The sequence below is a fragment of the Neorhizobium puerariae genome, assembly GCF_042429745.1.
Lineage (GTDB): Bacteria > Pseudomonadota > Alphaproteobacteria > Rhizobiales > Rhizobiaceae > Neorhizobium > Neorhizobium puerariae.
The window spans coordinates 1-13,520 of record NZ_JBHMAA010000038.1 but is presented as its reverse complement, the minus strand read 5'-3'; the positions used below and the strand labels follow the sequence as shown (position 1 = coordinate 13,520).

13 protein-coding genes and 1 pseudogene are annotated in these 13,520 nt (G+C 63.2%); 10 read left to right on the top strand and 4 right to left on the bottom strand.

Going from position 1 to position 13,520, the window contains the following annotated elements; genetic code table 11:
- Positions 1 to 268: 268 nt before the first annotated feature.
- The 5 genes from ACFFP0_RS28525 (at position 269) to ACFFP0_RS28505 (ending at position 6,331) form a co-directional block, all read left to right on the top strand.
- A complete protein-coding gene (locus ACFFP0_RS28525; protein ID WP_377265611.1) occupies positions 269 to 2,122 on the top strand; it encodes a potassium/proton antiporter in 1,854 nt (617 codons plus the stop codon).
- A gap of 110 nt (positions 2,123 to 2,232) precedes the next feature.
- Positions 2,233 to 3,435, top strand: coding sequence for a phosphoglycerate kinase (locus tag ACFFP0_RS28520; protein WP_377265610.1), 1,203 nt, complete (start codon positions 2,233 to 2,235; stop codon positions 3,433 to 3,435).
- A 218-nt stretch (positions 3,436 to 3,653) separates the two neighbouring features.
- The gene (locus ACFFP0_RS28515) at positions 3,654 to 4,550 is read left to right on the top strand and encodes a fructose bisphosphate aldolase (RefSeq protein WP_377265609.1); all 897 of its coding nucleotides are present in this window, start codon (positions 3,654 to 3,656) and stop codon (positions 4,548 to 4,550) included.
- Between the two features lie 285 nt (positions 4,551 to 4,835).
- On the top strand, positions 4,836 to 5,282 hold the full coding sequence (locus ACFFP0_RS28510; RefSeq protein WP_377265608.1) for a hypothetical protein: 447 nt from the start codon (positions 4,836 to 4,838) through the stop codon (positions 5,280 to 5,282).
- Positions 5,283 to 5,413: 131 nt separating this feature from the next.
- A complete protein-coding gene (locus ACFFP0_RS28505; protein WP_377265607.1) occupies positions 5,414 to 6,331 on the top strand; it encodes a PhzF family protein in 918 nt (305 codons plus the stop codon).
- Positions 6,332 to 6,361: 30 nt separating this feature from the next.
- On the opposite strand, the gene ACFFP0_RS28500 is transcribed toward ACFFP0_RS28505, so the two are convergent.
- A complete protein-coding gene (locus ACFFP0_RS28500) occupies positions 6,362 to 6,523 on the bottom strand; it encodes a hypothetical protein (RefSeq protein ID WP_377265606.1) in 162 nt (53 codons plus the stop codon).
- A gap of 184 nt (positions 6,524 to 6,707) precedes the next feature.
- Between ACFFP0_RS28500 and ACFFP0_RS28495 the strand changes: the two genes are divergently transcribed.
- From ACFFP0_RS28495 to rcdA, 3 genes are all read left to right on the top strand, one after another.
- Positions 6,708 to 7,979, top strand: coding sequence for an MFS transporter (locus ACFFP0_RS28495; protein WP_377265655.1), 1,272 nt, complete (start codon positions 6,708 to 6,710; stop codon positions 7,977 to 7,979).
- Positions 7,976 to 8,167 (top strand): DUF1192 domain-containing protein, encoded by a 192-nt coding sequence (locus ACFFP0_RS28490; protein ID WP_377265605.1) that lies wholly within the window; start codon positions 7,976 to 7,978, stop codon positions 8,165 to 8,167. The genes ACFFP0_RS28495 and ACFFP0_RS28490 overlap by 4 nt, the downstream gene beginning before the upstream one ends.
- 467 nt (positions 8,168 to 8,634) lie before the next feature.
- A complete protein-coding gene (gene rcdA / locus ACFFP0_RS28485; protein ID WP_377265604.1) occupies positions 8,635 to 9,147 on the top strand; it encodes a protease adaptor protein RcdA in 513 nt (170 codons plus the stop codon).
- Positions 9,148 to 9,199: 52 nt separating this feature from the next.
- Here the strand turns inward: rcdA and ACFFP0_RS28480 are convergent, their stop codons facing one another.
- Together ACFFP0_RS28480 and rpmE are read right to left on the bottom strand one after the other, a co-directional pair.
- Positions 9,200 to 9,733, bottom strand: a complete 534-nt coding sequence (locus tag ACFFP0_RS28480) for a P-loop NTPase family protein (protein ID WP_377265603.1) — start codon at positions 9,731 to 9,733, stop codon at positions 9,200 to 9,202.
- An 84-nt stretch (positions 9,734 to 9,817) separates the two neighbouring features.
- Positions 9,818 to 10,039: a 50S ribosomal protein L31 gene (rpmE, locus tag ACFFP0_RS28475; RefSeq protein WP_377265602.1), complete on the bottom strand. Its 222-nt coding sequence runs from the start codon at positions 10,037 to 10,039 to the stop codon at positions 9,818 to 9,820.
- A gap of 187 nt (positions 10,040 to 10,226) precedes the next feature.
- On the opposite strand from rpmE, the gene ACFFP0_RS28470 reads away from it, so the two are divergent.
- On the top strand, positions 10,227 to 12,023 hold the full coding sequence (locus tag ACFFP0_RS28470) for an ABC transporter transmembrane domain-containing protein (RefSeq protein ID WP_512699797.1): 1,797 nt from the start codon (positions 10,227 to 10,229) through the stop codon (positions 12,021 to 12,023).
- Between the two features lie 101 nt (positions 12,024 to 12,124).
- On the top strand, positions 12,125 to 13,399 hold the full coding sequence (locus tag ACFFP0_RS28465) for a glucoamylase family protein (protein ID WP_377265600.1): 1,275 nt from the start codon (positions 12,125 to 12,127) through the stop codon (positions 13,397 to 13,399).
- Between the two features lie 18 nt (positions 13,400 to 13,417).
- Here the strand turns inward: ACFFP0_RS28465 and ACFFP0_RS28460 are convergent.
- Positions 13,418 to 13,520: pseudogene (locus ACFFP0_RS28460) on the bottom strand (IS5/IS1182 family transposase); the annotation flags it as partial.

Here is a 13,520-nt window from a genome sequence, read left to right as displayed (position 1 = left end):
TCGGGAGGGGCGAGAGCCGGGCCGAATTCAATGCGGAAGCGGTCCGGAAACCTCCGGGCCGCTTTTTCTTTATATGTTTTTTATATCCTGCCCTTCTCTTGCCGGAATTGTTTTCGCCTAATCAAGACGTTGTATCGAATCGCCTGGCCTTCGGCCCGGTTCCGCCCCATTCTTGCATGGCCGCGTCGCGGCACGGCACAGTTCCGGTTTCGGGAGTGCCGGCGGAGATCGTGTATCGAGCGAGGTGCAAGAGGAAGGGGCTTCATAGGTGGAAGCATTCTATATCATCCTGCTGATCGGCACGGTGCTCGTGCTGGTGGCTGCCCTTTCGAGCCTGCTTGCCTTCCGCTTCGGCGCCCCCCTGCTCCTCATCTTCCTGTCGATCGGCCTGCTTGCCGGCGTGGACGGCCTCGGCATCCGGTTCGAGAACTATCCCTTCACCTTCATGCTGGGCTCGCTGGCGCTGGCGATCGTCCTCTTCGATTCCGGCTTCATGACGCCCGTCCATTCCTTCCGCATCGCGGCGGCGCCGGCGCTGACGCTTGCCTCGGCGGGCGTACTGCTGACGACGGGCATCTTCGCCCTCGCCGCCTCCCTGCTTCTCGGCTTTTCCTGGCTTGAAGGCCTGCTGCTCGGCTCGATCGTCGCCTCCACCGACGCCGCCGCCGTCTTCTTCCTGCTGCGTATCGGCGGCATCAACATCCGCGACAAGGTGCGTTCGTCGCTGGAGGTGGAATCCGGCACCAACGATCCGATGGCGATCTTCCTGACGGTCGCGCTCTCCGAGCTGATCGCCACCGGCCAGGGCTTTTCGGGCCTCGACCTTCATTTCCTGCTCCTCTTTGCCGAGGAAATGGGGCTTGGCCTCGTCTTCGGCCTGCTGGGCGGCATGATGATCGTCTGGGTGCTGAACCGCTTCACGTCCGATCGCGGCCTTGCTCCGATCTTCGTGCTGACGCTTGCCCTTCTCGTCTTCGCCTTCACCGGCGCGATGGGCGGCAGCGGCTTCCTCGCCGTCTATGTCGCCGGCATCTATTCCGGCAATCGGAAGATGTTCGCCAAGCAGCAGATCGTCCGCTTCAACGAGGGGCTGACCTGGCTTGCGCAGATCATCATGTTCCTCGTGCTCGGCCTGCTCGCCACGCCGTCGCAGTTCCCCTCCATCCTGCTGCCGGCCATCGGCCTTGCCTTCTTCCTGATGTTCGTCGCGCGCCCGATCGCCGTCTGGCTGAGCCTTCTGCCCTACGACTTCACCCAGCAGGAAACCGGTTTCGTCGCCTGGGTGGGCCTGCGCGGCGCCGTTTCGATCCTGCTTGCGATCATGCCGATCCTGAGTGGTGTCGAGAACGGCCCGATCTATTTCAACACCACCTTCATCATCGTGCTGGCCTCCCTTCTCGTACAGGGCTGGACGATCAAGCCGGTGGCCGAATGGCTCGGCCTCATCATCCCGCCGCGCATGGGCGCGGTCGACAAGGTGGAGCTGGACCTTCCCGGCAAGGCGACCCACGAGCTCATCTCCTACCGTGTCATGAAGAGCAGCCCGATCCTGCATGGCGAGCGCATTCCCCGCTGGGCCATGCCCTCGCTGGTGATCCGGGACGGCCGCAGCATGCGTTACCAATATGCCGGGCGATTGAAGGAAGGCGATCAGGTCTATCTCTTCGTCGCGCCGAATTACACGAGGCTCCTCGACCGGCTTTTCGCCAGCCATGCGCCGGTGGACGAGGACGACGCCGAGTTCTTCGGCGCGTTCGCCATCTCGCCGGCCCGGCCCGCCAGGGAGCTCGACGCGGCCTACGGCCCCGGCCTGCTCACCGCCAACGAGCAGAACATGACCATCGGCGATCTCATGACCTCCCGGCTCGGTGGAAAGGCGGATTATGCCGACCGCATCCGCTTCGGTTCGATCGTGCTGATCGTCCGCGAGCTCGACGAGCACGAACATGTCCGCAGCATCGGCATTTCGCTGGAGCCGGTGGAGCCGGCCACCAATCTGCCGATCTTCATCAACATGCGCGAGATCGCCCACCGCATCCGCGATCTGCTCCGCAAGTACCGGGGCAAGGCCGTGCCGGAAAAGGGAGCAACACCGCCGGGAGGCCCGACGCCGGCGGCCTGAAGCGCCGGGACACGAAACGGGAATATGCGCGAGGCGGACCAAGCGTCTTGCGTCATCGGTCAGGCATAGTATGGTCCGCTGCAACTTTCCCAGAAGATGGATCAAGCACCATGCCGGCCTTTAAAACCCTTGACGATCTCAGCAACATCGCAGGCAAGCACGTCCTGGTGCGCGTCGACCTCAACGTCCCCGTCTCCGACGGCAAGGTGACCGACGCGACCCGGATCGAGCGCGTGGCGCCGACCATCCTGGAACTGGCGAAGAAGGGGGCGAAGGTGATCCTGCTCGCCCATTTCGGCCGTCCGAAGGGAGAACCGGTCGCCGACATGTCGCTCTCCCTCATCGTGCCCGCCGTGAACACGGTGCTTGGCCAGAAGATTTTCTTCGCGTCCGACTGCATCGGCCCCGAGTCGGAACAGGCGATCGCCAAGATGGCGAACGGCGATATCCTGCTGCTCGAAAACACCCGCTTCCACAAGGGCGAGGAAAAGAACGACCAGGCCTTCACCGAGGCGCTTGCGAAGAACGGCGACATCTTCGTCAACGACGCCTTTTCCGCCGCCCATCGCGCGCATTCCTCCACCGAAGGCCTGGCGCATCACCTGCCCGCCTATGCCGGCCGCACCATGCAGGAAGAACTGGAAGCTCTGGAAAAGGGCCTCGGCAATCCCGCCCGCCCGGTAGTCGCGATCGTCGGCGGCGCCAAGGTCTCGACCAAGATCGACCTTCTGCAGAACCTCGTGAAGAAGGTGGACGCGCTGGTGATCGGCGGCGGCATGGCCAACACCTTCCTCGCGGCGCAAGGCATCGATGTCGGCAAGTCGCTTTGCGAGCACGACCTCGCCGAGACGGCAAGGGAGATCATCAAAGAGGCCGAGGCCGCCAATTGCGCGATCGTCCTGCCGGTGGACGGCGTCGTCGCGCGCGAATTCAAGGCAGGAGCCGCCAACGAGGTGGTGGCGATAGAAGCGATCCCCGCCGACGCCATGGTGCTCGATGTCGGCCCCAGGTCGGTGGAAACCGTCAATGCCTGGATTTCCAAGGCCTCGACGCTTGTCTGGAACGGACCGCTCGGCGCTTTCGAGATCGAGCCTTTCGACAGGGCGACCGTTTCCGCCGCAAGGCATGCGGCAGCCGAAACCAAGGCCGGCAAGCTCACGTCCGTCGCCGGCGGCGGCGACACGGTCTCCGCCCTCAACCATGCCGGCGTGGCCGACGATTTCTCCTACGTCTCGACCGCCGGCGGCGCCTTCCTCGAATGGATGGAAGGCAAGGAACTGCCGGGCGTCTCCGTCCTGTCGAAGACGGCCTGATCGTCGCATGCCTGCAACGAAGCGCGCCTATATAGAGCGGCGCGCTTCGTTATTAACCGCCTTTAAAATATTTAGATATTTTAAACGATTGAAATGAATTCAATCGTTTCAATAGCTTAAGCGTGCATTTCACTTTAAAAAAACTTCTGTTATCCGCGAATGGCAGCTTAGGGACATATGAGCGCGTTGCGCGCCAACTTGAGGGACAGGAGTTTAGTATGGTGGACGCGAAGATGTTGAACAAGATGAGTTCCGCGCCCGGATTTATTGCGGCGCTGGATCAAAGCGGTGGTTCAACACCTGGAGCGTTGCGTCTTTATGGCGTGTCCGAGTCCGACTATCAGGGTGACGAGGAGATGTTTCGCCTGGTGCATGCCATGCGCGTCCGCATCATGAGCGCGCCCGCCTTTTCAGGCGACAAGGTTATCGGCGCCATCCTGTTCGAGCGGACCATGGATGGCGACGTCGACGGTCAGGCCGTTCCGTCCTATCTCTGGGAAAAGCGCGGCGTCGTCCCCTTCCTCAAGGTCGACAAGGGCCTCAACGCCGAGGAAAACGGCGTTCAGACGATGAAGCCGATGCCCGATCTGGATGCCCTCCTGATCCGCGGCCGCGAAAAAGGGATATTCGGAACCAAGATGCGCTCGGTGATCGGCCATGCCGACAAGGCCGGCATCGCCGCCGTCGTGGAGCAGCAGTTCCAGGTGGCACGCCAGATCATCGGCCAGGGCCTCATGCCGATCATCGAGCCTGAAGTCTCCATCAAGAGCCCGACAAAGGAACAGGCTGAAGCCATCTTGCGTGATGAGATCGCGCAGCAGCTCGACAAGCTTCCCGCAGGCGAGACCGTCATGCTCAAGTTGACGATCCCGACGGTCGCCGATTTCTACGCTCCTCTGGTCGCCCATAAGTCGGTCATCCGCGTCGTCGCCCTTTCCGGCGGCTACAGCACCGCGGACGCCTGCGAAAAGCTCAGCCATAACCATGGCATGATCGCGAGTTTCTCGCGCGCGCTGGCGGAGAACCTGCGCGTCTCCATGAGCGACGCGGACTTCGATGCGAGCCTGGCCAAAACAATCGATCAGATCTACGCCGCAAGCGTCAACAAGTCCTGATGCGATCCTGATGGCCGGTTGTAGAGCATATCGTCAATCCCGGACGGGATACCACGACCAAGCCCTGCAGGAACACCGCACCAGGATGAACAGCCTCGCCGGCAGGGGAACCTCGCAGGAGAATCTCGAAAAGGCTGCGTAGGACGCTCCTTTTCAAGGGAGGGAAAAGGCCGCCCCCGCAACGGGGCGGCCTTTTGTTCTTGCCGGCCGGCGAACAGCCTCGATGAACCGAATGGACGGTATCGCGTTCCCTGCAAGGGGGTGTCGGCAGCGAGGAAGCCAGACATGACGCAGCTGGAAGACAGGGTTCGTGCTCTCTTCGACGACTACGGCCGGATCAGCAGCGAAGCACTCGGCGACCCGCCGTCGGTGGATACCGGCAAGGTGGCATCGTTCTTTGCCGCCTATTTCGTCGGCTCGACCCCGCAGGCGGTGATCGGCGGCGCCAACGACGAGAAATTTCACGATGTCATCCCGCAGGGATTTGCGCGCTACCGGGATATCGGCGGCAAAGAGATGCGCATCACCGGCGTCACCGTCACGCCGCTTAACGACCTCCATGCGCTGGCGCAGGTGGGCTGGGATTTCGCCTATGTCAACAAGGCCGGCGAAAGCGGCCATGTGCGGTTCACCAATTTCTACTTCGTCACCGTCGCCGACGGTAGCCCGAGGATTTTTGCCTATATCACCGGCGACGAGGAGAAGGCGATGAAGGACCATGGCCTGACCTGATCCGGACCTCGCACCCTGCGTTTCGGTTTCCGGCGTTTCGTTTTATTGATCGACGGATCACAAAGATTGGCTGGCGCCCGCCTGTTTCGTCGCTTAACCAACAGGCGAAACATGCACCCGGAGGAACGTTCATGCCGTCCGTCGATTTCGTCACCGTCGATGTCTTCACGACCGAGCGCTTTTCCGGCAATCCGCTCGCCGTCGTTCCCGATGCGCGCGGATTGTCGGGCCGGCAGATGCAGCAGATCGCCACCGAGTTCGGTTATGCGGAAAGCACCTTCGTCCTGCCGGCGGACGCGTCTGAAAACAGCGCCCGCGTGCGCATTTTCACGCCGACGATGGAAATTCCCTTTGCCGGCCATCCCAATGTCGGCACGGCCTATGTGCTCGGGCGGCAGCCGGAGCTTTTCGGCAGGCCGATCGGGAAGACGCTTCGCTTCGAAGAAATCGCCGGGCTTGTCGAGGTCGAGCTTCTCCGGGAAGCCGGCAAGGTGGCGGGAGCCGCGATCCGCGCGCCCCGGCCTCTGGAAATCGGCGATGCGGTGGCTCCGGACCTGATCGCCGCCTGCGCCTCGATCGACGCCGCTCACGTCCGCACGACCGGTCACGGACCGGTGGTCGCCTCCGTCGGCCTGCCCTTCGCCATCGCCGAACTCGAAAGCCTGGACGCGCTGGCCGCCGCAAGGCCCAACATCACGGCCTTCCGCGAGGCAGCCGGCCGGCACCCGCTGTCGGGAGGGGATTTTTCGCTCTTCCTTTATGTCCGCAGCGCCGTGGACCCGTGGCATATCCGCGCCCGCATGTTCGCACCGCTCGACAACGTGATGGAGGACCCGGCGACCGGCAGCGCCTCCGCCGCCCTTTCCGCCTTCCTTGTCACGCATGCGCCGGAAGCGGATGCGAATGTGCATCTCACGATCGAGCAGGGCGTCGAAATGGGCCGCCGCAGCCTGATCGGACTCGACGTGACGAAGACGGCGGGAACCGTCACCGGCGTCACCATCAGCGGCCGCTGCGTGCCGGTCATGCAGGGCAGGATCGATTGCTGATCCCCGGCGCGCGCATCGCCTCGGGACTGGTCAGGAAAAATCGCGCAGAAGCAGCGCCGCGCCCCAGATCGCGAAGGCGAAGAGGGCAAGCTTCCAGAAATCGCCACGGCGGCGCAGGCCCGGCAATCCGAGCGGCTTGATGATCTGGATCAGCATGGCGAGGATCAGCAGAACGGCAATTGTCTTCGTCATTCAGATCCGGTTCTCGCGCCATGGGCTGGACATTTTTTCACTCCACCACAGATAAACTTGAAGGGGATTCGGGGAAAAGGTGATCCGCTCCGCCTTCGTTAACGCCCGGTTCATCCGCGTGCAACAATGCTTGCGCGCGAAGCCGTTGTGATCGCATTCGCGAAAGAGCTGAACAGTACCGATGATGAGACGAAACCTTCTTCCTGTCCTCGCCCTCCTCTGCGGTACGCTCTTCCTCTTTCTCGGCAACGGGCTGCAGGGGCTTCTCCTGCCCGTGCGCGGTTCGCAGGAAGGCTATTCCAACGAAGTGCTCGGCCTGCTCGGCACCACCTGGGCCTCCGGCTTCGTGATCGGCTGCTTCGTGGCGCCGAACGTGGTGCGCCGCATCGGCCATGTGCGAGCCTTTTCAGGCTTCCTGTCCCTCATCTGCCTCAACGTCCTGCTGACGGGCATTCTGGTCGACCAGAACGCCTGGCTGACCCTGCGCGCCATCACCGGCTTCTGCACCGCCGGCACCTCGATGATCATCGAAAGCTGGCTGAACGAGCGCGCCACGAGCGAAAGCCGCGGCACGATCTTTTCCTTCTATATCTCGATCACGCTGTTCGGCGTGGTCGGCGGCCAGCTGATGGTGCCTTTCGCGGATATCTCGACACCCCTGCTCTTCATGGTCTGCGGCATCCTCTATTGCATCGCCGCGCTGCCGACGACGCTTTCGAAGGCTGCCTCCCCGCAGCCGCTGAAACGGGCGCGGCTGGATCTCCCGGGGCTCTTCCGCAATTCGCCGATCTCCTTCGTCGGCATTCTCCTGATCGGCACGGCCAACGGGGCTTACGGGACGCTGGGCGCGGTCTTCGCCACCCGCGCCGGCCTGGATCACGGCGCCGTCGCGGCCATGGTCAGCATCACCATCTTCGCCGGCGCCATCATGCAGTTCCCGGCCGGCCGGCTCTCGGACAACATGGACCGGCGCCATGTGCTGGCGGGCCTTTCGGCGGTAGCCGCGCTGGCGGGCCTGGCGATCGCGCTCATCAGACCGACCGATGTCTACAGCATCGTCGTGCTGGTGGCGATCTATGGCGCGGCCGCCAACGCGCTCTACCCGATCGCCGTCGCCCATGCCAACGACTTCGCCGCGCCGGAGGATTTCGTGAAGGTCTCGGGCGGCCTCCTTCTCCTCTTTGGCATCGGAACCATCATCGGGCCAACGCTCGGCGGCCCGGTCATGACCTGGGCCGGCCCGCATGCCCTCTTTGCGGTGACCGCGATCGCGCATATTCTGGTGACGGCCTATGCGATCATCCGCAGCCGCCAGCGCGCGCCGGTGCCGGCGGGCGCCCGCGACGCCTATACGACCGCGCCGGCCTCGACCGCGCCGCTTGCGACACCGGAAAGCCTGTCTCTCGATCCGCGTGCCAAGCCCGACGCCAACGCAGACATGAAGGAGGCACCATGAGCTTTCTCGATGACGATCGCCCGACGAAACCGACGGCCCATGAAATCGGCTCGGACCTTTCCATGCTCTCCGCCGACGAGCTCGATTCGCGCATCGGGCTCCTGAAGGAGGAGATCGCCCGGCTGGAAGCCGAGAAGGAGAGGAAGACAGCCGGCCGACGCGCCGCCGACAGCTTCTTCCGAACTTGAAGACACCGGATGGAGCAAAGTTTAAACGTGTTTTTTGCTTCGCTTTAAAGAAATATTAATCATTAATGGAGAATATCAATTTGTCCGGGCCTTCCTGGACTCAGACAGTTTCACCGTTCGGCGAATGGTCTGATTTCTCCCTGTTTTACCTTGAGAGCCGCCTTCCCGCGGCTCTTCTTTTTTGCCGCCGGCCCGTTTCAGGCGTTCCTCCGCGACACGGCTCGCCCGCAGGCTGTCAAGAAAACAGTTTCCCGGCACGATCCGCTGCTGTATTCACGCCCCGAAATACGTCCCATTTCAGGAAGATGGCGCCTGTTTACCACTTCTTGTGGGTATTAACCTTTCCTTAAGAAACGCCTTGCGGATTTCCATTATAAGTATCATGTTCATGCCAGTTGGAGCGGCCGGGAACTTTTACCCGAGCTTGCCATTTGCCTGAATGTGATTGCGTTAGCAGGATGAATTCGATGTCCGAACACGGATTGAACACCGTCAGTTTTGCCGGCCGCGCCGCTGCCTCGTCGCAGTTCAAGGCGCTCTATTCGGAAGGCATGGCGCTGGTCGAAGAAACCGCAAGCTATCTTGACGGTCCGGGCCGCGCCGCCTCCAAGGTCCTGCCGCGCATGGCCTCGGTCCTCTACGCAGCGGAATCCATGCGCCTCACCACCCGCCTGATGCAGATGGCTTCCTGGCTGCTTCTGCAGCGCGCCGTCAACAACGGCGAAATGAGCCGTGACCAGGTCATGTCGGAAAAGAGCAAGGTGCGCCTCGACGGCTTCAACGTCGACCGCAATGCGCCGGGCTGGGGCGACCTGCCGGAAGGCTTCCGCGACCTCGTCGAGCGCTCGCTGCGCCTGCAGAATCGGGTCGCGCTTCTCGACCGCGAAATCTACCGCCCGACCGACACCACCGTGCTGCCGGACAACGAGAACAGCGTCCGCGCCCAGCTCAACCTGTTGCGCACCGCCTTCGGCAACTGATCCCGAAGACGCACGAACCTATCGAAGGTAAGCCTCTCGCCTGCCTTTTCGTTTATCGGCTCCGCTCCGGTATCTGCGTCAGGTAAGCCACGATCTCCTCGCGGCTTTCGAACCGGAACTTCGCGCCGTCGTGATCATCGAAAAGCTTCCTGTGCGCGTCGAACGAACTCCAGTTGTCCTTGCGGGCGCGATAGCCGGAAACCCACCTTACCAGCCCGTCGAAGCTTTCCCGGCTTTCGCCGCCCTGGATACCGCGGGACCGCACATTCGCAACGCATTCCTCCTCACTGAGATCGAGCCACAGCAGCAGGCTCGCCCGTGAGAGGATGGCGTTGATCAGCCAGCCGTAGACGCCCTCCATCAACCAGGCGTCCGCCTCCGCAAGCCGCTCGACCTCGCCGATCACCACCGGCTTGTCGCGGGCGATGCCGTAGCGGCCGGGCTGCCAGTAGATGTCGTCGAAATGCACGGCTTCGAGGCCCAGCCGTGCCGCCAGCCGTCTCGCAAGCCAGGTCTTGCCCGATCCGCCATTGCCCATGATCAGGATTCGCCGCAGGGGGAAGAGAAGCTCCGGGCGACCCGTCATCGCCATTCCTCCTTGAAACCCGCATTGAAAACAGAAAAGCCCGGCTTTCGCCAGGCTCTTCGTTGATCAGTCCGGTCAGGCGAATTAGAGACCGAGGCCACCGAAACGCTTGTTGAACTTGGAGACGCGGCCGCCGCGGTCAACGAGCTGCTGGTTGCCGCCCGTCCAGGCCGGATGGGACTTGGGATCGATTTCGAGGTTCATGACTGCGCCTTCGGAACCCCAGGTGGAGCGGGTCTCGTATTCGGTACCGTCGGTCATGACCACCTTGATCATGTGGTAGTCGGGATGGATGTCAGCCTTCATGTCGATATTCCTGCTCTGCGAGGTCCATATGTCGCAATTGCGAGCGAGAACCCTCTTTAATAAATGAAGCCGCAGACCGGTCCGGTCACGGCTTCCCAATTCGATGCGGAGCCTATACAGGAAGGTTGCCGGAAGTACAAGTACCCCGCAGGGCCGAGAATGCCTCTGTCGGGCCCATGGAGACGACGTGGCAGAAGCGCGAGAAAACCCACCGAGAAGCAAGGCTTTAAGACCGCTCACGAGACTGCTTCCCTACCTTGCCCGCTACCGGTCGATGGTTGCCGCCGCCACTTTTTTCCTCGTGCTGGCGGCTGCCACGACGCTTGCCCTGCCGCTCGCCGTCCGCCGCATGGTCGACCACGGCTTCGCGTCTGCCGACGGCAGCTTCATCAACAACTATTTCGGCATGCTGCTGGCGCTCGCCACTCTCCTCGCGATCGCGAGCGCCATGCGTTATTATTATGTCATCACCATCGGCGAGCGCGTCGTCGCGGACCTGCGCCGCGAGGTCTTTTCCCACATCATCAGGCTTTCGCCCTCGTTCTACGACGTCAACCAGTCGGGCGAGATCGTCTCGCGCCTGACGGCCGATACGACGCAGATCAAGTCGGCCTTCGGCTCGGCCGCCTCCCAGGCGTTGCGCAACACCATCCTCTGTCTTGGCGCCATGGGAATGATGATCTACACGAGCCCGAGGCTTTCCGCCCTGGTGCTCGGGGCCATTCCGCTGATCGTCTTTCCGCTGGTGGGCTTCGGCCGTTCGGTCCGGCGGCGCTCCCGCGCGGCGCAGGACACGCTCGCGGAAACCTCCGCCTTCGCGGCGGAAACGATCGGCGCCACCCGCACCGTGCAGGCCTTCGGCGGCGAGACGACCGCCGGCAACCGCTACGGCAAGGCGGTGGAAAACGCCTATGACGCGGCCCGCGTCGCGATCAAGGCCCGCGCGCTGCTGACCGGTTTCGGCATTCTTCTTGTCTTCGGCAGCGTCGTCGGCGTTCTCTGGTATGGCGCGCAAAGCGTGCTGTCCGGCACGATGACGGCCGGTACGCTCGGCCAGTTCGTGCTCTACTCGGTGATCGCCGCAAGCTCGCTCGGCCAGCTTTCGGAAGTCTGGGGCGAGCTGTCGGCCGCCGGCGGCGCCGCGGAACGGCTGACCGAACTGCTCCACGAAGTGCCGGCGATCCGCGACCCGGAAAGCCCGGTCGCCCTTCCCTCCCCGCCGCGCGGCGAGGTCGAGTTCGAAACCGTCTCCTTCGCCTACCCCGCCCGCGTCAGCGCGATCACGCTGAACTCGCTCTCCTTCCATGTGAAGCCGGGCGAGACGGTCGCGATCGTCGGGCCGTCGGGCGCGGGCAAGAGTACGATCTTCTCGCTGCTCTTGCGCTTCTACGATCCGTCCGCCGGCACGGTGAAGCTCGACGGCATCGACCTGCGGCGGACGGGGCTTTCCGACCTCAGGTCGCGGCTTGCCATCGTGCCGCAGGACGTGACGATCTTCGCTGCCTCCATTCACGACAACATCGCTTTCAGCGCGCCGGATGCCAGCCGCGAGGCCGTGCGCGCCGCCGCGATCGCCGCCCAGGCGGACGAGTTCATTTCGAAGCTCGACCAGGGTTACGACACGCTTGCCGGCGAACGGGGCATCACGCTTTCCGGTGGCCAGCGCCAGCGCATCGCGATCGCCCGCGCCATCCTCAAGAACGCGCCGGTCCTGCTTCTCGACGAGGCGACCTCGGCGCTCGACGCGGAAAGCGAAACGCTGGTGCAGAAGGCGCTCGACGGCCTGATGCAGAACCGCACGACGCTCGTCATCGCCCACCGGCTCGCCACCGTGCTCAAGGCGGACCGCATACTGGTCATGGAAGACGGGCGCATCGCCGAGGAAGGCACGCACCAGAGCCTGATCGCGAAAGGCGGGCTTTACGCCAAGCTCGCCCGGCTGCAGTTCCACGATATCGAGCGCCAGAACGCGACCGCGCTCTGACCCCTCACGCCAAAGTGTTTCCCGCCGGCCTGCGCTCGAAGTGAATCGGGCGCTGCGAGCGCCTACGTAAGCTCAGCCATTTCGCTGCCAAAGCCAGGATCATGAATTTCAATTCCGCTTCGTCGTCCGTCGCCCTCGAAGACCATCTCGATCAGGTCCAGTCCCGGACGTTCCGGTTCTTCTGGGATGGCGCGCACCCCGAAACCGGGCTGCCGTTCGACAAATGCCTCGTATCGGGCGCCCCGGCGGCCAATATCGTCTCGGTCAGCGGCGTGGGCTTCGGCATCCTGGCGATCATCGCCGCCGCCGAGCGGGGATGGATCGTGCGTCCGGATGCGCTGGAGCGGCTGCTGTCCATCATCGCGCACCTGCAGCGCTCACCGCGCTTTCATGGGGCGTTCGCCCATTTCATCGACGGGTCGACAGGCGAGGTGATCCATTTCGCCGAGCGCGACAACGGCGGCGATCTCGTGGAAACGACGCTGCTGATGCAGGGCCTGATCTGCGCACGGGAATATTTCGACGGGCCGGCGGCCCCGGAAAGCATGCTCCGCAGCCGGATCACCCGGCTGTTCGACGACGTGGAGTGGAGCTGGTTCACCCGCGGCAAGGACGAAGCGCTCTACTGGCACTGGAGCCCGAACTACGGGTGGATCATGAACCTCCCGATCCGGGGATGGAACGAGGCGTTGTCGGCCTATGTGCTCGCCGCCGGCTCGGACTCCTACCCGATAAAGCCCGAAAGCTATCATTCGGGCTGGGCAAGATCCGGGGAGATCCTCAACGGCAATGCCTATCTCGGAACCGTGCTTCCGCTCGGCGAACCCTATGGCGGCCCCCTGTTCCTGTCGCAATATTCGTTCTGCGTGCTCGATCCGCGCGGCCTGAGCGATCGCTACGGCAATTACTGGGACCAGGCTGTGGCGCATGCGCGCATCAACCACGACTATTGCCTGACCGTGCCCGCCTACCGCAAATCCGGAGTATGGGGCCTGACGGCCTCGGAGGGGCCGGAAGGCTACAATGCCAGCTCGCCGACATCCGATATCGGCGTTATCGCCCCGACCGCCGCCCTGTCGAGCTTTCCCTTCCTGCCCGTCGAAGCGGAAAGCGCCATGCGGGCGATGCTTCGCTACGAGGACGGGAAACTGTTCGGCCGGTTCGGTTTTGCCGATGCCTTCGCCCCGAAGACGGGCTGGGTGGCCGGCACCTGTCTGGCGATCGACCAGGGGCCGGTCGTCGCGATGATCGAGAACTACCGGTCCGGCCTGCTGTGGCGGCTTTTCATGAATGCGCCGGAAGTCCGCCGCGGGCTGGGCAGGCTGGGCTTCACCTCGACAACACATGCCATAGAGCCACCGCCGGCGGCGGTCTAGGCCGTAGCGACGAATTAACTATTTGAGCCAGATGGCGATAGCGGCGATTTTGACGAAGCCCATGAAGTTTGCGAGCAGCTTGTCGTATCGTGTGGCGACACGTCGGAATTGTTTGAGCTTG

Bases quoted from the DNA above. Each gene is read 5' to 3' on its own strand.
- ACFFP0_RS28520 (WP_377265610.1), top strand. From the start codon at position 2,233: ATGCCGGCCTTTAAAACCCTTGACGATCTCAGCAACATCGCAGGCAAG.
- ACFFP0_RS28515 (WP_377265609.1), top strand. From the start codon at position 3,654: ATGGTGGACGCGAAGATGTTGAACAAGATGAGTTCCGCGCCCGGATTT.
- ACFFP0_RS28510 (WP_377265608.1), top strand. From the start codon at position 4,836: ATGACGCAGCTGGAAGACAGGGTTCGTGCTCTCTTCGACGACTACGGC.
- ACFFP0_RS28505 (WP_377265607.1), top strand. From the start codon at position 5,414: ATGCCGTCCGTCGATTTCGTCACCGTCGATGTCTTCACGACCGAGCGC.
- ACFFP0_RS28500 (WP_377265606.1), bottom strand. From the start codon at position 6,523: ATGACGAAGACAATTGCCGTTCTGCTGATCCTCGCCATGCTGATCCAG.
- ACFFP0_RS28495 (WP_377265655.1), top strand. From the start codon at position 6,708: ATGAGACGAAACCTTCTTCCTGTCCTCGCCCTCCTCTGCGGTACGCTC.
- ACFFP0_RS28490 (WP_377265605.1), top strand. From the start codon at position 7,976: ATGAGCTTTCTCGATGACGATCGCCCGACGAAACCGACGGCCCATGAA.
- rcdA (WP_377265604.1), top strand. From the start codon at position 8,635: ATGTCCGAACACGGATTGAACACCGTCAGTTTTGCCGGCCGCGCCGCT.
- ACFFP0_RS28480 (WP_377265603.1), bottom strand. From the start codon at position 9,733: ATGACGGGTCGCCCGGAGCTTCTCTTCCCCCTGCGGCGAATCCTGATC.
- rpmE (WP_377265602.1), bottom strand. From the start codon at position 10,039: ATGAAGGCTGACATCCATCCCGACTACCACATGATCAAGGTGGTCATG.
- ACFFP0_RS28465 (WP_377265600.1), top strand. From the start codon at position 12,125: ATGAATTTCAATTCCGCTTCGTCGTCCGTCGCCCTCGAAGACCATCTC.